This is a genomic window from Brevundimonas sp. TWP1-3, from assembly GCF_049896085.1.
GTDB lineage: Bacteria > Pseudomonadota > Alphaproteobacteria > Caulobacterales > Caulobacteraceae > Brevundimonas.
In genome coordinates this window covers 182,174-201,231 of record NZ_JAFCTP010000001.1, presented here as the reverse complement: position 1 = coordinate 201,231, position 19,058 = coordinate 182,174, and the positions used below count along the sequence as shown (strand labels likewise).

The following is a 19,058-nucleotide window of genomic DNA, read 5'->3' as shown; positions in this document are numbered from 1 at the left end:
GTCGGAACGGCCTAACCTTCGTTCAACGAAAAGAACGAGGGGATTCGCTTGGCCGTCGCTATCGCCGTCACGAGAGAACGCCGCGAAGGCGAGACGCGCTGCGCCGTCACGCCCGAGACCGTCAAGAAGCTGATCGCTCTGGGCGCGACCGTCACGGTCGAGGCCGGGACCGGCCTGGGCTCCTCCATCCCCGACGCCGACTACGTCTCGGCCGGTGCGACGGTCAAGCCGGACACCCGCGCGGTGCTGGAAGACGCAGACGTCGTGCTGAAGGTGCGCGGTCCCACGGCCCAGGAAACTAGCGCCCTGAAGCCCGGCGCCGTCGTCATCGCCATGCTGGACGCCTGGCGCGACAAGGCTACTGTCGAGGCCCTGACCGGGGCGAACGCCACCGCCTTCGCCATGGAGTTCGTGCCCCGCATCACCCGCGCCCAGGTCATGGACGTGCTGTCGTCCCAGGCCAATCTGGCCGGATACCGCGCCGTGATCGAGGCGGCCTACGCCTTCGGCAAGGGTTTCCCGATGATGATGACGGCGGCCGGCACGGTCGCCCCCGCCAAATGCTTCATCATGGGCGTCGGCGTCGCCGGGCTTCAGGCCATCGCCACGGCGCGGCGTCTGGGCGCGGTCGTCACCGCCACCGACGTCCGCCCCGCCACCAAGGAACAGGTCGAAAGCCTGGGCGCCAAATTCCTCGCCGTCGAGGACGAGGAGTTCAAGAATGCCCAGACCGCCGGCGGCTACGCCAAGCCAATGTCGGCGGAATACCAGGCCAAACAGGCAGATCTGACCGCCACCCACGTGGTCAAGCAGGACATCGTCATCACCACCGCCCTGATCCCCGGCCGCGCCGCCCCGGTGCTGCTGACGGCGGCCCATGTGGCCTCGATGAAGCCGGGCTCGGTCATCATCGACCTGGCGGTCGAGGCGGGCGGCAACGTCGAGGGCTCGAAGCTGAACGAGGTGGTGACCACCGCCAACGGCGTGACCATCGTCGGCTGGTCCAACCTGCCCGGCCGCATCGCCGCCGACGCCAGCGCCCTTTACGCCCGCAACCTGTCGGCCTTCGTCGGGCTGATGATCAAGGACGGCGCGTTGGCGGTCGATCTGGAGGACGAAATCCTCAAGGCCGCTGTCGTGACCCACGGCGGGGCCGTGGTGCATGAAGGCCTTAAGGGAGCAAACTAATGGAACACGTCGATCCCACCGTCTTCCGCCTGGCCATCTTCGTCCTGGCGATCTTCGTCGGCTATTACGTGGTCTGGAGCGTCACCCCGGCCCTGCACACGCCGTTGATGGCCGTGACCAACGCAATTTCCAGCGTCATCATCGTCGGCGGCCTGATCGCGGCGGCGGCCGTGTCGGGCGACGTGACCGGCCCCAATGCCTGGATCGCCAAGGGGGCGGGCGTGCTGGCCGTGACCCTGGCCAGCGTCAACATCTTCGGCGGCTTCATGGTCACGCGGCGGATGTTGGCCATGTACAAGAAGAAGGAGCGGCCGGCGCCCAAGGCCGCGCCTGATGCGTCGTCCGGGGCGTCTTCGTGACCGACGCCGCGCAGATCGCCATCACCGGCTCCTGGGTCGCCACCGGCGTCGGCTTCGGCCTGTGGCTGTACGGCTGGTTCGGGACCAAGATTCCGATCAAGCGCCAGCGGCTGCATGACTGCGGCATCGCCCTGGTCTTTTCGGCCATTCTGGTCCGGGTCGTGACCCAGGACCGGCCGCTGGGCGTCTTCGAATGGGCCCTGTTCTTCATCGGCCCGCTGTTCATCGTCGCCGCCCTGTGGCGGTTGGCGCGCACGTCTTGAGGGGAGGGGCGTGATGAACGCATCATTGGCCGCACTGGCCTATCTGGTTTCCGGCGTCCTGTTCATCCTGTCGCTGCGGGGGCTGTCCAGCCCCGAGACCAGCCGCCAGGGCAACACCTTCGGCATGATCGGTATGGCCCTGGCCATCGGCGTGACCCTGCTGACGCTGGGCACGACCGGCGCGCTGGACACCGTGACCCTGGCCCTGATCGCGGGCGGGGTCATCGTCGGCGGCGGGGGCGGCGCCCTGATCGCCAAGCGCGTCGCCATGACCGACATGCCGCAACTGGTCGCCGCCTTCCACAGCCTGGTCGGCATGGCCGCCTGCCTGGTCGCCATCGGCGCCGTCTATGCGCCAGAGGCCTTCGGCATCCTTTCGGACGACGGGACGGGCATCAAAACCCTATCGATCATCGAACTCAGCCTGGGCGTCGCCATCGGCGCCATCACCTTCACCGGCTCGGTCATCGCCTTCGCCAAGCTGAACGGCAATATGAGCGGCGCGCCGATCATCCTGCCGGCGCGGCACCTGATCAATGTGGGCCTGGCGCTCGGCCTGGTCTTGCTGATCGGCATCCTGATCGGCACCAATGGTGCGGCGACCTGGGCCTTCTGGGGCGTCTTCCTGATCGCCCTGATCCTGGGCGCGACCCTGATCATCCCTATCGGCGGCGCGGACATGCCGGTCGTCGTGTCGATGCTGAACTCCTATTCCGGCTGGGCGGCGGCGGCGCTGGGCTTCACGCTGGAGAACATCGCCCTGATCATCACCGGCGCCCTGGTCGGGTCGTCGGGGGCGATCCTCAGCTACATCATGTGCAAGGGCATGAACCGCAGCTTCATCAGCGTCATCCTGGGCGGCTTCGGCGGCGGCGATGCAGCCGCCGGTCCGGCGGGCGCCAAGGAGACCCGGCCCGTCAAACAGGGCTCGGCCGAGGACGCCGCCTTCATCATGAAGAATGCGTCCAAGGTCATCATCGTACCCGGCTACGGCATGGCCGTGGCCCAGGCCCAGCATGCGCTCCGTGAAATGGCCGACAAGCTGAAGGAGGAGGGCGTCGAGGTGAAATACGCCATCCACCCCGTCGCCGGTCGGATGCCGGGCCATATGAACGTCCTGCTGGCCGAGGCCAACGTCCCCTATGACGAGGTGTTCGAGCTGGAGGACATCAACGCCGAGTTCGCCACCGCCGACGTCGCCTTCGTCATCGGCGCCAACGACGTCACCAACCCCGCCGCCAAGACCGACCCGACCAGCGCCATCTACGGCATGCCGATCCTGGACGTGGAGAAGGCCGGGACGGTGCTGTTCATCAAGCGCGGCATGGGCTCAGGCTATGCGGGCGTGGAGAACGAGCTGTTCTTCCGCGACAACACCATGATGCTGTTCGCCGACGCCAAGAAGATGGTCGAGGGGATCGTGAAGGGGCTTTAGCTATCCGCGTCTATGGTTTCAGCGCAGACAGCGACTGTCCGACTTTCAGGAACACGGCACTGACGCCCACACTCGAAGGTAGGTTCGCCACTGTTCCCGCTTTCGATCATTGAGCGGCGGCCAGGTGCATGGGAATGGGACTGGACCGCTTCTCGTCCCGCTAGCTTGCACATTTCTCGATTGAAGCCGGGTGTGATGAGTGCGTAGCCACCGGTCCCTGCCGGATAGACGAAGAGTGTCCAGTTCTCGGTGTCGCCGCACGAAGCGATCATCAGCGAAGACAGCATCAGAAGGCCGAGGCGCGGAAGCCTCACGCTGCCGCGCTCGCAGGTCTCAACGTCCCCGCTTCCTGCATCAGTCTCTGCGCATTGATCGGGTCGATGTCGCAGCCGTTGGGCCAGGTCGGGACGCCCATCTCGACGAAGACGCGGGCGAAAAAGGCGGGGTCTTTCAAGGGTTCAGTCATAGGCCCCAAGGTCGTGAATTCGCTCAGATCGACGACGCCCATCGTGTCGTCGTCGAACACGATTTCCAATCGGTGATCGGCCAGCGCACGAACGCGTCGCGCACGCACCATTCTGATCTCAGTCATCCGACAGACCCTCGATCCTGAACGTCGGCTGTCCCGACACGGCCAAATCCCAATTCCGCATCAGATCGACGCGGTTCTTCATCAACCACTCTACCACATAGCGGGTTTCGCGTCGCGCCAGGCGTCCGGCTATGACCTTGCCAGTCCGAATGTCGAACAGGGCCTCGGCGTCGCCATAGGCGGCATGCAGATGTGGCGGTGCGTGATCGAAGAAGTTGATGCGGATCACGATGCCGAAGAAGATCGAGATGATGGGCATGGTTGGAGCTTAGCCGTTCTCTCACGTTCGCCCATCGCCGAAACCCCTATCGCGCAACCTTGACCGGCGCTATCACGCGTCCGTGAACGCCCTGTCCAAACCTGTCCCCGTCGCCCATCGCCGTTTCGAGGCCTTGGATTCCCTGCGCGGGGTCTGCGCCATCCTTGTGGTGATGTTCCACATGCCGGTGGCAAGCCATTGGCGCGATTGGGGTTTCATTCAGCACTCCTATCTGTTCGTCGACTATTTCTTCGTGCTGTCAGGCTTCGTCATCGCCCATGCCTATGCCGACCGGCTGAAGTCGGGGCGGGATGGGGGGCGGTTCATGGTGCGGCGGTTCGGGCGGATCTGGCCGCTGCATCTGCTGATGCTGGCGGCCTTCGTCGGGCTGGAGCTGGCGCGGCTGGCGTTTCATTTCGACAGCGCGCCGCCGTTCACGCGGGACCGGTCGATCGAGGCGATCTTCACCAACTTGGCGCTGATCCAGGCCTGGCATGTGCATCCCTATCTGACCTGGAACGGGCCGGCCTGGACGCTCAGCGCCGAATGGGCCTGCTATCTGATCTTCGCCGGCCTGGTGCTGGTCGCGCCGAAGCGTTTCCGCTGGATCGGCCTGGTTCTGGCGATCATCGGGGGCGTGCTGGTGGTCAGCTACGCCCGGCGCTGGATGAACACGACCTATGATTTCGCCGTGCCGCGCGCGGTCTATGGCTTCTTCCTGGGCTGTCTGTTGCAGGGGCTGTGGACGCGCATCCCCAGGCTCAAGGGCGGCGCCGCGACGGTGCTGGAGGTCGTGGCCATCGTCGCGGCCTGCATCTTCATCGGCTATGCCCAGGGGCCGATCACCGTGGCCGTCACCCTGGTCTTCGTGGTCCTGATCTGGGTCTTTGCGGGCGAGGACGGCGCCCTGTCACGCGTGCTGGATCATCCGGCGTTGGTCACCCTGGGGCGATGGTCGTTCGCCATATACATGGTCCACATGTTCATCCTGACCGTGATGATGATCGTGGCCAGGAAGCTGGACTGGGTGCCCGTGCGGCGGATCGATTTCGGCTCGGTCTGGCTGAACGACCTGTTCGCCGTCGCCATGTTCGGCTTCATCGTGGCGGTCGCGGTCGTCGCTCACCGACTGGTCGAACAGCCCGCGCAGCGGATGATCGACCGCTGGACCAAGCCGAAAGCGGCCTGAGCCTTTAGGCCGCCATCCGCCATTCCGACGCCCATCCCGACGCCATGTCGCCCGCGCGACCTTCGTCCCACAGCATGTCCTCGTCCGAATAGCGGCTGCTGGCGGCGGCTGAGATGACGTCGACGACCTGTTCCTCCAGCCGATCCCAGATCACGGCGAGGTCGGACGAGCCGTCGGCCTCGCAGGGCACGATGATGTAGCGGCTGGCGTTGATGGTCTGGGCGGGTTGGAAACGAGCCATGATTTGATCTCCTGAAGCGACGGCCTCTTGTCGATGATTGGGTTATGAAGCACTGTTGCGTCAGAAACGGACGTAGGTATCTGGAGCGACGGTGAGACACGACAAGGCGGCGATGGTGATCGAACTGGCGCGGCGCATGGCCGCCAGCGCCGAAGGTCTGTCCATCGACGAAATGGCCCGCGACATGCGGGTGGGCCGCCGCACCGCCGAGCGGATGCGCGACGCGGTGATGATGCTGTTCCCCCAGGTGGACGAGGTGTCGGACCCGCCGTCGAAACGCTGGCGCATTCGCGGCGGCCTGTCAGCCTTCGAACAGGCGCCGACGGCGACCGAGATGCTGGAACTGTCCAAGGCGGCGTCCGCCCTGCGGGCCGCAGGCGAACCGGCGCGGGCGATGGCGCTGGAGGGGCTGGAGCGCAAGCTGAAGGCGGCGATGCGGTCCACCACCCTGAACCGGATGGCGCCGGATCTGGAGGCCCTGGTCCGAGCCGAGACCATCGCCGTCCAGGCCGGGCCGCGTCCGTCAGCGGACGAGGCCATGCTGACCGCCATTCGCGGGGCGGTGCTGGCGCAACAGCCGCTGGGCTTCACCTATTCGCGGCCGGGCGCAGAGCCCCGTCGGCGCAGCGTCGCCCCATGCGGCGTCATGTTCGGCCGCGCCAACTATCTGGTCGCCGCCGACCGCGAGACCGGCCGCATCCAGACCTTCCGCCTGGACCGGATGAGCCACGTCGGCCCGCAGGAAGGGCTGGCCGTCCCGCCTGCCGATTTCGACCTGAGCGTCTTCGCCAGCCAGTCCTTCGGCATCTATCAGGACGAGATCGAGGACGTCGTGCTGCGGATCACGCCCCAGGGCGCGGCCGAGGCGAAGAGCTGGCGCTGGCATCCGACCCAGAGCTTCGAGGATCAGGCGGACGGCGCGGTTGTCGTGCGGTTCCGGGCCTCGGGCATGCGCGAACTGGCCTGGCACCTGTTCACCTGGGGCGAGCAGGCGCAGATCCTGGCGCCCGAACGGCTGAAGGCCGTCATGGCCGGGGAACTGGCGGCGGCGGCTCGCGCCCTGGAACGGGCGTCAGCCTGACGAAACCGTAAGCTGACGCGGCGCGTTCAGCACCGCTAGGCTTCGCGCCGACCATCCTTCAGGAGATCGCCCTTGCGCGTCCACGCCTTCGCTTCGTCCGCCATCGCCGCTGTGTTTCTCACGGGCGGCGCCTGTGCGGCCGGCCCGACCGTTTCGCGGCCTGCCGTTCTGGATGAGAGCGGACCCCAGGTGACCGTGACCCGCGACGGCGACCATCTGAACATCGACTATCGGTTCGGTCGCGACGTGCCGGTCTGGGCCTTCATGGATTCGGCCTTGGAGACGGATTCGCGCCAGCCCTGGCGGCCTCGCCAATGGGCGGTGCAGACGCCGGGCGTAGTGATGGAGCGGCGCGGGCACTACGACATCATCCGCAGCACGGACGGCGGCCCCGTGCCGCGCGAGGTGCAGTTCCGGGTCAGGCCCCAGGCGGTGGACCTGGAGGCGGAATATCCGACCCTGCTGTTCTCCAATGGCGCGGTCGCCCTGCCGACGCGACAACTGGATGTCTTCGCCCTGCCGTCCGCCCAGGCGGCGGAGGCGGTGCCGGACGACCTGAACCGGGTAACCCTGGACGGCGGATCTTCGCGCGTGACCTGGCGCGACGACAATGGGCCGGTGCTGTTCAATGGGCGTCGGCACGACCAACTGACCACGATGGACGAGCGCAGCTACGTCCTGCTGGGCGAGGCGACGGTCACGCCGGGCGAGGGGCTGTCGACCGTGATCGACCCCAACCTGCCGCCCTGGATCGGGGAAGAGATTCGCGGCTTCGCGCCCCGCGTCGGCCAATATTATCGCGACCGGCTGGGCGCGCCCGGCTCCGGCGGCGACACCCCCATCGTCATGGTGGCCTGGAACGGTCCGACCGAACAGATGACCAGCATGGGCGGCAGCGTCCTGCCTGGCCTGATCGTCATGTCGTTCGAGGGGCGGGGCGTGACCACGGCCCAGCCCGACATCATGGAGCGATCGCGTTGGTTCATCGGCCATGAGGCGGCGCATTTCTGGCTGGGCCAGACCGTCCGCTATCAGTTCGCCGACGAGGCCTGGATCACCGAGGGCGGGGCCGATCTGATGGCGGTGCGGGCGCTGAAGCGTCTGGACCCCGCCTATGACGACCGCAGCGAGCTTCAGTCCGAGGTGGACGACTGTGTGAACCTGGCCAGGAAGCCTGTGGCCCAAGCCGGAGCGCGGGGCGAACACCGCGCCTATTACGCGTGCGGCGCCGTCTTTGCCATGGCGGCGGAGGGCGCGCAGAAACAGCGGACCGGTGGCGACTGGCTCGACTTCCTGAAACCTCTGCTGCGCCAGCCGGACGGCGTGTTGAGCCGCGAGGAATGGCTGACGGCCCTGACGCGGACATCGCGCGATCCGTCGCTGCGCGGGGATATGGAGCGGCTGCTGGACCAGGGCGCGGCCGATCCGTCTGCGGTGATCGCCCGCCTGTTCCAGCGCACCGGCGTAGCCTTCCGCCTCGACAATGGCCGTATCGTCCTGAGTTGAAAACGAAAACGGCGACCGGATTAACCGGCCGCCGTCTCACGATCCGCGCTGGGGGATAATCAGCGCGGCGTCGTGGCCTCGGTGATCAGGACGCGGGCCTCGGCGACGGCCTCGGCTTCGGTCGTTTCGCCGTCCGCGATCTGCTGGGCCAGGTCCATCAACGGCATGCCGGTGACGGACCCCGTCTCGCCGATCTCCTGCAGATGGACGCCGTTATGAGCGGCGATGGCGGCGTCCCAGGCGTCGCGCACGGCGGACCAGAAGCCTTGCGTCTTGGTCCAGTAGTCGTCGCCGGCCTGGGGCGAATAGCTGGTGGACCGGTCGTAGGTGTTGATGACGTCCTCCTGGACGATGGCGACGGGCTCGCCGCCGCCCTTGCCCGACATCTTCATATTGTCCTGGATATGGACCCAGCCGTCCGGCGTCAGGATGTGGCGGTTGGTGCCGAGATAGCGGTCATAGACCGGGTTGCGCACCGCATCGCGACGCGCCAGCGGCCTCCACGTGGCATTCGAAGTCCAGGCCGACAGGCCGTTGTCATAGGTCCATCGGCCGACGCCGCCGTAGCGGGGCGAATCGTCGGTCTGCCACACCGTCTGGGACCAGGCGCCGGTGCGCTCGGCTTCGGGCACCGCCGTCAGGCTCCACTGGTTCGGCCCGGCGTAGGTCAGGACCGTCTGGGGCTGATAGACCCAGTCGTGGCGCCAGTGTTTGATGACCATGACCTGGCCCTCATGCTCCATGACCAGGATGTGCTGCAGGCTGATGCGGTCGCCCTTGTCATAGACCACGCGGACGATCTCGCTGCCGCCCGACAGCTTCTCTTCCAGCGGGTCGTAGTCGGCGCGGAAGCTGACGTTCTCGCGCATGTCGAAGTGGACGCGGTACTGGCCGGCCTGGGCCAGGATCGACTGGCGATCCCGTTCGAAGGCGCTGGCGGGCGCAGAAGCCTGCACGGTCTGGGCGGCGGCGTCCGACGCCTGTGCGGTCGAGGCGGCGGCCGTCAGCAGGGCGGCGGCGATCAATATGGCGCGCATCGGGCGGCTCCTTGAAGGGTGGGAAGATTTCATGGTCGCTTACAGACGTAGGGTCAGTGAGACGCCGAAGTTGCGGCCCGGCTGGGTGTAGGCGTCCTTGATAGTCGAGGCGGCGGACAGGCCGCGCACGTCGCTCCACCAGCCATAGGTCTCGTCCAGGACGTTGAACGCGCCGGCCCGCAGCGTGGCCCGCTCCGTCACGTTCCAATAGGCGGTCATGTCGAGCAGGGTGAAGCTGTCGCCCAGATAGCAGGCCGAGCCACACGACAGACCGCCATAGGTCGCCGCGTCCTTCTTGCCCGACCACGTCACTGTCGCCGAACCGCCCCAGACGCCGGATTGAGCGGCATAGTTCAGGCCGGCGACCACCTTGACCGGATCGATGCTGCCCAGCTCGGAGCGACGTCCGTCGGTCGTCTGTTCTCCCTCGGCATAGGCGGCCGACCCGATCAGACTGAAGCCGTTGTCCCAAGAGATGTCGGCGCGCGCTTCCAGCCCCCGGATGTCCACCTCGGTCAGGTTGACGTACTGATAGACCAGCGGATCGACGCCAGGGACGCCTGTGCCGCTGACCGCCACCTGGTCGATGAAGTTGTCATAGTGGGTGGCGAAGGCGGTAGTGTTCAGGCGCATCTTGCCGCCCTCCACATCGATGTCGCGCAGACGGAAGCCGGCCTCGAAGCTCTCGCTGGTCTCGGGCGACAGGTTTGGGTTCGGGATCGAGCGATAGCCGAAGACCGGGTTTTCGAAGAAGTTGTTCACCTGCATCGGCGACGGCGCGCGGAAGCCCAGGCTGTAGTTGGCGAAGACGCCCAGGTGCGCCCCGGTCCAATAGACCACGCCCAGCTTGGGCGAGATGTGATCGTCGCTCTGGCCCGAAGCCGCCGCCGGGAACTGGGCGTCGATCTTGGGCGACAGGTCATACCAGTCATAGCGCACGGCCGGGATGATGCTGAGCGCGCCGTCCAGCAGCTCGATCTCGTCCTGCACGAACAGGCCGGCGAGCTGGAACTCGGTCTTGGGGAAGGCGCGGATGGGGAAGGTCTCGCCTACCGGCGGGGTCACGCCGTCGCGGATGCCTTCCTGTGTGGTCATCGACCAGTCGCCGCCGACGATGACGCGGTGCTGAATGGCGCTGCCCTCGCCGAAGACGCGGGCGCCCTGGGCGGCGAAGCCATAGACCGTGTTGTCGAAGGTGGTGTCGCGGACGCGATCCACCGCAGGGGTGCGGTCCTCGAACGTATACTGACGCGTGGTGGCGTCCTGCCAATAGAACGACACCGAGCCGTCGCTGAGGCCGGCGAAGTCCTGGAAACGCCAGTCCGCGCTGACGCGGTCGCGCTGGGTTTCGTCATTGGCGGTGACGGCCAGAACGGTCGCCGAGCGGCTGCTCAACGCATCGCCGTCCATCTCCGAATCCAGATGGTCATAGGTCAGGCGCAGCGTGTGGTTCGGGTTCACCTCCCACACCAGCTTGCCCAGTATGGCGTTGGAGCTGAAGTCCTGGGGGTTCGGTTCGGTGCGGGTGGGGCCGACACCGCCGACCGAGCCCTTGTTCTCGGTCTCCTGCGCATCGCGACGCGTATAGGCCAACAGGCCCGACAGCGATCCCGACCGACCGGCGAAGGCCACGCCCTCGGTCCAGCCTTCGTCGGCGGAGTTGTAGGCCACGCGCCCGCGTGCGCCGAACGTCTGGTCGCCGGTCAGGAAGTCGGACGGATCCTTGGTCGTGAAGGCCACGGCGCCGGCGATGCCGTCCGAGCCATACAGGGCAGAGGCCGGGCCGCGCAGGATCTCGACCGACTTGATCAGGTCCAGGTCGTTGTAACCGCCACGGCCCACAGCCTGGGCCCCGAAGGAGAAGCCGGCGGGCAGGCGCACGCCGTCATTGATGATCAGCACCCGGTCGCCGCCCATGCCACGAATGGTGAAGCCGGAGTTGGCGTCGCGGCCTGCGCCGGACAGGGCCAGGCTGAACCGGGCAGGGGAGGTGGGAACGCTGACGCCCGGCTCGAACCGGATCAGATCCTTGATGTCGGTCGCCAGCATCTTCTCGATCTGGGCGGCGTCGATGACGCTGACCGTCGCCGGCGTATTGGAGGCCAGCCGTTGCGAGCGGGTGCCGATGACCACGACGGGATCAACTTCGGCCACTGGGGTTTCTGCTGCCGGAGCTTCGGCGTGCGCAGGCTGGACGATCAGGGCCGAACCGACGGCCGCTGCGGCGGTGGTGAGAAGGAGAAGGTTACGCATGAATGGCCCCGCTTGATGACAGGCAGGCGTATTAGTGCGAACGATTATCAGAATCAACCGCAATGACTGTGCAGTTTTGAACCCGAACCTTGGCCGTGACGTTGTGGCGTGATGAAAACAGCCCTGTTCCCGATGGCGGCCGCCATCGCCGCCCTGGCCGCCTGCGGCGATCAGCAGGTCAATCCGCCCAACGAGCCGGCCGCGCCGCTGAGAACGCCTGAGGCCATGCAGCAGGTGGAGGCGAAGGGGCCGTCCTCTCTGGCGGCGCGCGGTCCGCGCAGTTTCGTGGGGGTGTGGGCGGCCAATCCGCAATGGTGCGCCCGGCCTCAGGGCGAGCGCAGCCCGATCACCCTGACGCCGCTGCGGTTCGACGCCTATGGGCACAACTGCGACATCGCCAGCATCGACGAGACGGGCTCGGGCTATGTCGCGGCCTTGCGCTGCGCGACCCAGGGCCAGGCCAAGACCGAGCGGGTGCATATGAGCACGACCGGCGACGTGATGAACCTGACCTACATCGACCGGGACATGACGACGGTGAAGCTGGCGCGCTGCCCCGGTTCGCCGCGTGCGCCCGATCCCGCCAATCCGTTGGAAAAGATGATGAAGAAGGACGGGGCTGAGACCCCGCCCGCAGCGCCGCCTAGTTGAACAGGAAGTTCATCACGTCGCCGTCCTTGACGACATAGGTCTTGCCTTCGGCGCGCAGCTTGCCGGCCTCGCGGGCCTTGGCTTCGCCGCGCAGGGCGACGAAGTCGTCATAGGCGATGGTTTCAGCGCGGATGAAGCCCTTTTCGAAGTCGGTGTGGATCACGCCGGCCGCCTGAGGGCCGGTGGCGCCGACGGGGATGGTCCAGGCGCGGGCTTCCTTCGGGCCGACCGTGAAATAGGTCTGCAGACCCAGCAGCTTGTAGGCCTCGCGGATCAGGCGGTTCAGGCCGGGTTCTTCGAGGCCCAGGGTCTCCAGGAACTCCTTCTGCTCCTCGTCGTCCAGCACGGCGATCTCGGATTCGATCTGGGCCGAGATGACGACAGAGTTGGCGTTGTCCTGGGCGGCGCGGGCCGCGACCTTGTCGGACAGGTCGTTGCCCTTGTCGGCCGAACCTTCCTCGACGTTGGAGACGTAGAGGGCGGGCAGGGCAGTCAGCAGTTGCAGCATGTGCCAGGCCTTGGCGTCCTCCTTGGACACCTCGGCGGTGCGGGCGGGCTTGCCGGCGTTCAACTGGGCCAGGGCCAGATCGACCAGCTTCAGCGTCAGGCCGGATTCCTTGTCGCCGCCCTTGGCGCGTTTTTCGAGCTGGGGCCGACGGCGCTCCAGGCTCTCCATGTCGGCCAGCATCAGCTCGGTCTCGATGATCTCCAGATCGGCGATCGGATCGATGCGGTCCTCGACGTGGGTGATGTCGTCATCGACGAAGCAGCGGGCCACGAAGGCCACGGCGTCGCAGTCGCGGATATTGGCCAGGAACTGGTTGCCCAGGCCCTCGCCCTTTGACGCGCCGCGCACCAGGCCGGCGATGTCCACGAAGGTGATGCGCGAAGGGATGATCTCCTTGGACCCGGCGATCTCGGCCAAGGCTTCCAGACGCGGCTCCGGCACCGCCACGTCGCCGGTGTTCGGCTCGATGGTGCAGAACGGGTAGTTGGCCGCCTGGGCCGCCGCCGTCTTGGTCAGGGCGTTGAACAGGGTGGACTTGCCGACGTTGGGCAGGCCGACGATCGCGACTTTAAGAGCCATGGTATTCCTCGTGAGGCGCGAGCCTTTAGCGGGTTCCGACCCGTTTGTCAGGCTCGCGCTTCAACTGGGGTCAATGTGCGCCGTGACCCATGCCCGCCATGGCCGGCTGACGCACCGCCGCCTGCACCGTGATCGCCGGCGCCGAGGCGAACTGGAAGGTCAGAGGCACGGTTTCGCCTGCGACCAGCGGAGCGGTCAAGTCGATCAGCATCAGGTGGTTTCCGCCGGGCGCCAAGGCCACGGCCTGACCGGCGGGCAAAGGCAGACCCGCCGTCAGTTCGGCCATCTTCATCATGCCGTTCTCGGTCTTCATCTCATGCACCTGAAGCGATCCGGCGCGAGGGGTGGATCCGCCGGTCAGCCGATCGTCCGTCGCTGCGGTCAGGGTGACGTAGCAGCCCCCGGTCTTGGCCCCGTTCGGAGAGGGGCGGCACCAGGCATCGGTTGCGGTCACGGCGGCGGCCGTCGTTGGGCCAGATGTCTCGGCCGCCGGGGCCTTGGCCGGCTCGGATGGATTGCAGGCCGCCAGAGACAGGGCGACGGCGGCGAGAGCGAGCTTGATTTTCATGACGTCGGGTCTTTCACAAGGCGGCGGAACGGCGCCGGATCATCGGGCGTACGGCTCGATCGAGCAACACGGCCGCGACCAGGCTCAGTCCCGTCAGAGGATAGAGGATGGCGAGGGGAAGGACGATGCCCAGGACAGCGGCGCGAACGCGCGGTCCTGGCGGGGCGGGCGGCGCGCCCAGGCGGCGGCGCGACAGGTTCGGCGGACGGCGCTTCCACCACATGACCAGGCCGCTGATCGCCAGCAGCCAGACGCCGATACAGCCCAGCAGCATGACGATGCGGTTGGCCTGTCCGAACTGCGTACCCTGGTGGGTGTAGATGCCCAGTTCGATGGCTTTCGCGCCCGCGCCGAACTGATCGTAGCCGATGTCGCCCAGCAGCCGCCCGGACGTGGCGTCGATATAGAGCGAGCGGCTGTCCTGAACGCGGCGGGCCTGGGTCGTCAGCGTATAGGCCGTGCCCTCGGCCGCCGGTATGTTCACGGCATAGGGGCGTGCCAGACCGGCCTGATCCGCGACGTGCAGCACCTGCGCCAGACCGCCGTGACCGGCGTGGTCGTGTGTCATCACCATGCCCTCCATGGTCCAGCCGGCGCCGACCGGTGCGTCATGGTGCTGGGCGCGTTGCCAGGCGCCGGCGACGGGGGCGGGCGGTCGCCCCAACCCCGTCTCCTTGATCAGGCCCATGACCCGGTCGCCCCAGACCGCCGACCAGGGCATGCCCGTGACCGCCAGGAACAGGACGACACCCCCGACATAGACTCCGGTCAGCGCATGCAGATCGCGCCAGAACGGCCGACGCCCGGTGTCGGTCGTCTGCGGTCTAAAGGTCGCGACGGCTCGCCCGCGCGGCCACCACAGATAGAGACCCGTGGCGAACAGGATGATGGTCCAGCCGGCCACGATCTCGACCAGGATGTTGAACGGCCGACCCAACAGCGTCAGGCTGTGGGTCTTCTTGATCAGTTCCATGAACCCGCCAGCCGGAATGACGCCGGTGGCGCGACCGGTGTGCGGATCGACGAAGACGGTTTTCTGCACCCCGTCCGGTCGATCCACGCGAAGCCTGACGGCCTGATCGGCGCCGGCGGGCAGGACCAGATTGGCGACCCGTCCACCTCCGGCGGCTGTGGACGCGTTGGCCAGCCAGGTTTCGGGCGCGGCCTGGGTCTGCACGGCCGGCACACGGATCATGTCGCGATACAGAAACCCGTCGATCTCGTCCTTGAACAGATAGAGGCCGCCGGTCAGCGCCAGCAGCATCAGCACCGGCATGACGAACACGCCCGCATAGAAATGCCACCGCCACACGGCGCGGTAGGGACCGGACAGGTCGGCCGTTGGCTCAGAACGCATAGCGAACTCCCACATAGGCCGAGCGTCCCTCGCCGGGCACGAACACAGCCGTCGGGGCGACCCGCGCATCCGTCACGGCGTTGACGGAGGAGATGTAGTTTTCGCCTGTCAGGTTTCGTGCATCCAGGAACAGGGATACGCCATTGTCGAACCCCCAGCCCGCATTCAACGACAGGATGGCGTAGTCCGGGGCCGTCAGGGTGTTGGCATAGTCCACGAGGACATCCGACGGCGACCACTCCAGGCTGGGCGCGACGAACCAACCGGTAGGATGGACGTATTTCAGCTCGGCCCGGTACAGATGTTCGGGCACGACCGGCAGGCGATTGTCGCCGTAAGTCCGATCACCGGCGAAGACGAAGTCGGACCAGGCGTAGGTCTGTCGCAGCGTCAACCGGCCGTGGGGGCCGGCCATGATCCGCCAGTCCAATCCGGCTTCGATTCCCTGGTGAACCGTGTCGCCCGCATTGAATGTGGAGGCGGGAATGTCCGGGGTGACGATGAAGTTCAACAGTTCGCCGGTGATCTCGGCGCGATAGGCCGACAGGTCGAAGGTGAAGGGACCGCGACGTCCTCGGGCGCCGATTTCGGCGGTCCAGGCATCCTGAATATCGACATCGACGAAGCGCGGTATCGCGCCTTGGACCAGCGCATTATAGCCGGGCGCCTCCACCGAACGCGTCAGGTTGGCATAGACCTGCGTGCCCGTCTCGTCTTCCCAAAGCAGACCGATGCGCGGCGAGAACCAGTCGAAGGTCACGTCCGCATTGTTGCTCGGGGCCAGATTGTTGGTGAAATCCCGCTCTGCGCGGCCATAGCTTCCGCCCGCGACTAGAGCCAGTCGATCGGTCACGAACAGGCGCCCCTCTGCGAAGACATCCAGGCCGATGGCGTCCTGAACCGAATCGCCGATCCTGGCGCCGGGTCGCGCGCCGCCCGCCGCCACGAAGGTGAAGGCGTCGGTCGCGCCGCCGCGATAGCTGAAGCCGGCATAGGCGTCGGCGCGCAGCCCCATCACCTGCCCGTTCCAGTCCACGCGGCCATAGCCGCCCCATTGCAGGCTGTTCTGGTCGATGACGATGGAGATCGGGTGATACAAATCCTTGTCCACGACATAGGCCGCGCCCTCCAACATCAGGCTGTCGTCGATCCTCCAGCGACCCAAAACGGTGGTGCGCAGGGACTTCACGTCTCTGGCAAAGGCCAAGGTGCGATTGCTGGCGGGCACGTCTCGCGGGTTGGTCAGGGCCTGTTGTCGCGTCACGGCGGATGACACCGACTGGTCCAGATCATTGCCCTGCACGATTAGGCGCAGCTCGCGGTCCGTGCCGAACGTACGACCCAGGTTCAGGGTCAGGCGTTTGGAGTCCGAGCTTTGATTGTCCCGGAAGCCATCGGAACGGGCGACAGTGGCGGCGGCGTAGACGTCCCAATCGCCCAGATCGCGGGCGATGGCGACGTGGCCGCGTTGCGTATCGAACGATCCGCCTTCGATACGGATCAGGTTCCGACTGGCGGCTGTCCGACCGGTGGGTGTCACCACATTGATCGCGCCGCCCAAGGCTGCGCCGCCAAAACGAAGGGCGTTCCCGCCCTTGTAAACATCAATATGGCGCGCGATCAGGGGATCGATCTCCTGAAACTCACCGAATCCGTCGGGCGCGTTGAAGGGGACGCCGTCCTGAGCCAGCAGGACGCCACGCAGATGGGCGCCGTTGCCGATGCCCGAGCCCCGAATCGAAAGCCGCACTTCTTCGCCCCAACGGCGCTGGGCGAAGACGCCGGGCACGCCGCGCAAAGTGTCGGCGAAGCTGAGCGCATAGCGGTCCTGATAGGTCTCCGACGCCACTACGGCCACGGCGCCGGGGGTGCGCGACAGCAGGGCGCGGGCGTCTGCGACAACGGCGGGGTCTTCGGCGTTGCGACGGCCGGTGACGATGACACTATCGAGCACGGTGGGCTCGGAGGTCTGCTGGGCGAAGGCGGGACTGGCCCATCCAGCGCTCGCCAAGGCGGTAAGCAGCAGCGCGCACGGCGCTGCGGTGGTCTTGAAAGACATGATGATCCTGAAATCAGAACAATAAAGACGCGCGGGCGTGAAGGCCGGCGCGGGCTTGAGGTCTGGTTCAGGTTTTGGGTGGTGCGGTGGACGGCGGGCGCGGCGGGGCACGCGCTGGTGGGGGCGGGCTGACGCTGGCGACGACATAGACGACGCGTTCGGCGATACGAACGACCGGGGCAGGTTGCGGCGCGGGCGGGCAGGGCAGGGCGGCGGCCAGAGGCATGACGCAGGCCGCGCACTTGGCCCCGACATGCTTGTTGACCGGGCCGTCCATCCCGCCGGACTGGATCGTCTGCGGCCCTTCGGCGGAACAGATGACCAGAGGCTGGCCCGGTTGAACCGCCGCCAGGGCAGCGAAGGGCAGCAGGCTTCCAAGCACGAGCGCGAAGACCGCCGCCAGGAAGGCGAGCGATTTCGAGGTGGACCAATTATCGGCCTGGCAACGGATCACGCCTCGCCTCTACGGCGTTTTGGGACGACGGTATAGGCGGCGGTTTGTCCTAAAGCTCGCCGCGTGCCGCCTGACGTGGGCTGAACTTGGGCGCGGGGGCCAGGCGCATGACCTCGCCCTGATAGCGTTCGTCATCGCCGGTGGCGGCGAAGGGCAGGGCGTCGGCGCAGGCCTGGAGCATGGCGTCCAGCCACGGCTGTTCGGCCTTATGGAAGTCGCCCAGTACGTGGGGCATGACCAATTCCTTCTCGCCTGGATGGCCGATGCCCATACGGGCGCGGCGGAAGTCGGCGCCCAGGTGGCTGATCAGCGAGCGGACGCCATTCTGGCCCGCTGCGCCGCCGCCAGTCTTCATGCGGAAACGGCCGGGCGCTAGATCGATCTCGTCGTGGAAAACGATGATTTCGGACGGCTTGATCTTGTAAAAGCGCGCCGCCTCTCCGACAGCCCGGCCGCTTTCGTTCATATAGGTCTGAGGCTTCATCAGCAGGACCTTGACCGGCCCATCGGCCGTCTCGACCTGGCCCTCGCTGACGATCGACTGGAACTTGGCCCGCTCGGGACCGAAGTGCCATCGGCGCGCGATCTCGTCGGCGGCCATGAAGCCGATGTTGTGGCGGTTCTTCTCGTATTTGCCGCCCGGATTGCCGAGCCCAGCGATGATGATCATGGCGTTCTCATGCCGTGTGCGTCGGGCAAAGAAAAGCCCCGCCGCGGCGAACCGGGCGGGGCGCAATCTTCTCGAAGAGCCGAAGGATCAGTCTTCGGTCTTCTCGACCGGGGCGGTTTCGGCAACGGCTGCGTCGGCGGCTTCGTCAGCGGCTTCAGACAGGGCGGCCGACGAGATCTTGATCGTGGCGATCACGAAGTCACGGTCGGTGATGGTGGCTTCCGCACCCTTGGGCAGCTTGATGTCCGAGATACGGATGGTGTCACCGATTTCGGCCTTGGCCAGATCGACCACCAGCTCTTCCGGGATCTGGTCGGCGCGGACCAGGATTTCAACAGCGTGACGCACGACTTCCAGCGAGCCGCCCTGACGCGAGAACGGCGCTTCGTCGGCGTTCAGGAAGTGGACCGGAACTTCGATCTTGAGCGGGGCCTTCGCGTCGACGCGCATGAGGTCGAAGTGCAGGGGACGGTCCGACACGGGGTCGAATTGGATGTCCTTGGCGATGACCGGCTGGGTCTCGTCGCCGTACTTCAGGGTCACCAGGTGGCCCAGCAGCTTGCCGGTGTAGAGGGACTTGCGGAAGTCCTTCTCGTTCACGGAGATGGCGACGGGGGCTTGTTCGCCGCCGTACAGGACGCCCGGCACGAAACCGGCGCGACGCGCGGCGCGAGCGCCGCCGGTGCCGACGCCATCGCGGACGTCCACGTTCAGAATGATCTCGGCCATGTGGCTCGCCTCAACAACAACGGAAACGCCGCGCCAACCCTGGGCTCTCGCGGCGGGGGTGATGAACCCTCGAATTCAAG

The 19,058-nt window shown here is 66.6% G+C and carries 20 protein-coding genes; 8 read left to right on the top strand and 12 right to left on the bottom strand.

What is annotated here, in order from left to right; all coding sequences use genetic code 11:
- Positions 1-48 precede the first annotated feature (48 nt).
- The 4 genes from ACP693_RS01085 to ACP693_RS01070 are packed head-to-tail and all read left to right on the top strand — an operon-like array spanning position 49 to position 3,245.
- Positions 49-1,188 carry a Re/Si-specific NAD(P)(+) transhydrogenase subunit alpha gene (locus ACP693_RS01085; RefSeq protein WP_426016067.1) on the top strand — a complete coding sequence of 380 codons (1,140 nt, stop codon included), beginning with the start codon at positions 49-51 and terminating at the stop codon, positions 1,186-1,188.
- Positions 1,188-1,547 (top strand): NAD(P) transhydrogenase subunit alpha, encoded by a 360-nt coding sequence (locus tag ACP693_RS01080; RefSeq protein ID WP_135195131.1) that lies wholly within the window; start codon positions 1,188-1,190, stop codon positions 1,545-1,547. Before ACP693_RS01085 ends, ACP693_RS01080 begins: the two co-directional genes overlap by 1 nt.
- A complete protein-coding gene (locus tag ACP693_RS01075) occupies positions 1,544-1,810 on the top strand; it encodes a hypothetical protein (RefSeq protein WP_426016068.1) in 267 nt (88 codons plus the stop codon). Before ACP693_RS01080 ends, ACP693_RS01075 begins: the two co-directional genes overlap by 4 nt.
- A gap of 13 nt (positions 1,811-1,823) precedes the next feature.
- Positions 1,824-3,245: an NAD(P)(+) transhydrogenase (Re/Si-specific) subunit beta gene (locus ACP693_RS01070; RefSeq protein ID WP_426016070.1), complete on the top strand. Its 1,422-nt coding sequence runs from the start codon at positions 1,824-1,826 to the stop codon at positions 3,243-3,245.
- A gap of 310 nt (positions 3,246-3,555) precedes the next feature.
- Here the strand turns inward: ACP693_RS01070 and ACP693_RS01065 are convergent, their stop codons facing one another.
- Both ACP693_RS01065 and ACP693_RS01060 read right to left on the bottom strand, forming a co-directional pair.
- Positions 3,556-3,837, bottom strand: a complete 282-nt coding sequence (locus ACP693_RS01065) for a DUF2442 domain-containing protein (protein ID WP_426016071.1) — start codon at positions 3,835-3,837, stop codon at positions 3,556-3,558.
- On the bottom strand, positions 3,830-4,096 hold the full coding sequence (locus ACP693_RS01060) for a DUF4160 domain-containing protein (RefSeq protein WP_426016073.1): 267 nt from the start codon (positions 4,094-4,096) through the stop codon (positions 3,830-3,832). Before ACP693_RS01060 ends, ACP693_RS01065 begins: the two co-directional genes overlap by 8 nt.
- A gap of 82 nt (positions 4,097-4,178) precedes the next feature.
- Here ACP693_RS01060 and ACP693_RS01055 point away from each other — a divergent pair, with 82 nt between their 5' ends.
- Positions 4,179-5,285 (top strand): acyltransferase family protein, encoded by a 1,107-nt coding sequence (locus ACP693_RS01055; RefSeq protein WP_426016075.1) that lies wholly within the window; start codon positions 4,179-4,181, stop codon positions 5,283-5,285.
- Between the two features lie 4 nt (positions 5,286-5,289).
- Here the strand turns inward: ACP693_RS01055 and ACP693_RS01050 are convergent, their stop codons facing one another.
- Positions 5,290-5,526, bottom strand: coding sequence for a hypothetical protein (locus ACP693_RS01050; protein WP_426016076.1), 237 nt, complete (start codon positions 5,524-5,526; stop codon positions 5,290-5,292).
- Between the two features lie 91 nt (positions 5,527-5,617).
- On the opposite strand from ACP693_RS01050, the gene ACP693_RS01045 reads away from it, so the two are divergent.
- The gene (locus ACP693_RS01045; protein WP_426016078.1) at positions 5,618-6,607 is read left to right on the top strand and encodes a helix-turn-helix transcriptional regulator; all 990 of its coding nucleotides are present in this window, start codon (positions 5,618-5,620) and stop codon (positions 6,605-6,607) included.
- A gap of 72 nt (positions 6,608-6,679) precedes the next feature.
- Positions 6,680-8,113: a hypothetical protein gene (locus tag ACP693_RS01040; RefSeq protein ID WP_426016079.1), complete on the top strand. Its 1,434-nt coding sequence runs from the start codon at positions 6,680-6,682 to the stop codon at positions 8,111-8,113.
- Between the two features lie 59 nt (positions 8,114-8,172).
- Here ACP693_RS01040 and ACP693_RS01035 read toward each other — a convergent pair whose 3' ends face one another.
- Both ACP693_RS01035 and ACP693_RS01030 read right to left on the bottom strand, forming a co-directional pair.
- Entirely contained in the window at positions 8,173-9,150 is a 978-nt protein-coding gene (locus tag ACP693_RS01035) for a DUF6607 family protein (protein WP_426016081.1), read from the bottom strand.
- 39 nt (positions 9,151-9,189) lie between these two features.
- Positions 9,190-11,403, bottom strand: coding sequence for a TonB-dependent hemoglobin/transferrin/lactoferrin family receptor (locus ACP693_RS01030; RefSeq protein WP_426016083.1), 2,214 nt, complete (start codon positions 11,401-11,403; stop codon positions 9,190-9,192).
- 111 nt (positions 11,404-11,514) lie between these two features.
- Here ACP693_RS01030 and ACP693_RS01025 point away from each other — a divergent pair, with 111 nt between their 5' ends.
- The gene (locus ACP693_RS01025) at positions 11,515-12,054 is read left to right on the top strand and encodes a hypothetical protein (protein ID WP_426016085.1); all 540 of its coding nucleotides are present in this window, start codon (positions 11,515-11,517) and stop codon (positions 12,052-12,054) included.
- Here ACP693_RS01025 and ychF read toward each other — a convergent pair.
- From ychF to ACP693_RS00990, 7 genes are all read right to left on the bottom strand, one after another.
- A complete protein-coding gene (ychF, locus tag ACP693_RS01020; protein ID WP_135195140.1) occupies positions 12,047-13,141 on the bottom strand; it encodes a redox-regulated ATPase YchF in 1,095 nt (364 codons plus the stop codon). The two genes, ACP693_RS01025 and ychF, sit on opposite strands and share 8 nt — an antisense overlap.
- A 70-nt stretch (positions 13,142-13,211) precedes the next feature.
- A complete protein-coding gene (locus ACP693_RS01015; RefSeq protein WP_426016087.1) occupies positions 13,212-13,709 on the bottom strand; it encodes a copper chaperone PCu(A)C in 498 nt (165 codons plus the stop codon).
- A gap of 13 nt (positions 13,710-13,722) precedes the next feature.
- Entirely contained in the window at positions 13,723-15,066 is a 1,344-nt protein-coding gene (locus ACP693_RS01010) for a PepSY-associated TM helix domain-containing protein (RefSeq protein WP_426016089.1), read from the bottom strand.
- Positions 15,056-17,125 (bottom strand): TonB-dependent receptor family protein, encoded by a 2,070-nt coding sequence (locus tag ACP693_RS01005; protein WP_426016091.1) that lies wholly within the window; start codon positions 17,123-17,125, stop codon positions 15,056-15,058. The genes ACP693_RS01010 and ACP693_RS01005 overlap by 11 nt, the downstream gene beginning before the upstream one ends.
- 67 nt (positions 17,126-17,192) lie before the next feature.
- Entirely contained in the window at positions 17,193-17,579 is a 387-nt protein-coding gene (locus ACP693_RS01000; protein WP_426016093.1) for a hypothetical protein, read from the bottom strand.
- A gap of 49 nt (positions 17,580-17,628) precedes the next feature.
- Entirely contained in the window at positions 17,629-18,249 is a 621-nt protein-coding gene (pth, locus tag ACP693_RS00995) for an aminoacyl-tRNA hydrolase (protein ID WP_426016095.1), read from the bottom strand.
- 87 nt (positions 18,250-18,336) lie between these two features.
- On the bottom strand, positions 18,337-18,978 hold the full coding sequence (locus tag ACP693_RS00990; RefSeq protein WP_426016097.1) for a 50S ribosomal protein L25/general stress protein Ctc: 642 nt from the start codon (positions 18,976-18,978) through the stop codon (positions 18,337-18,339).
- Between the last annotated feature and the right edge of the window lie 80 nt (positions 18,979-19,058).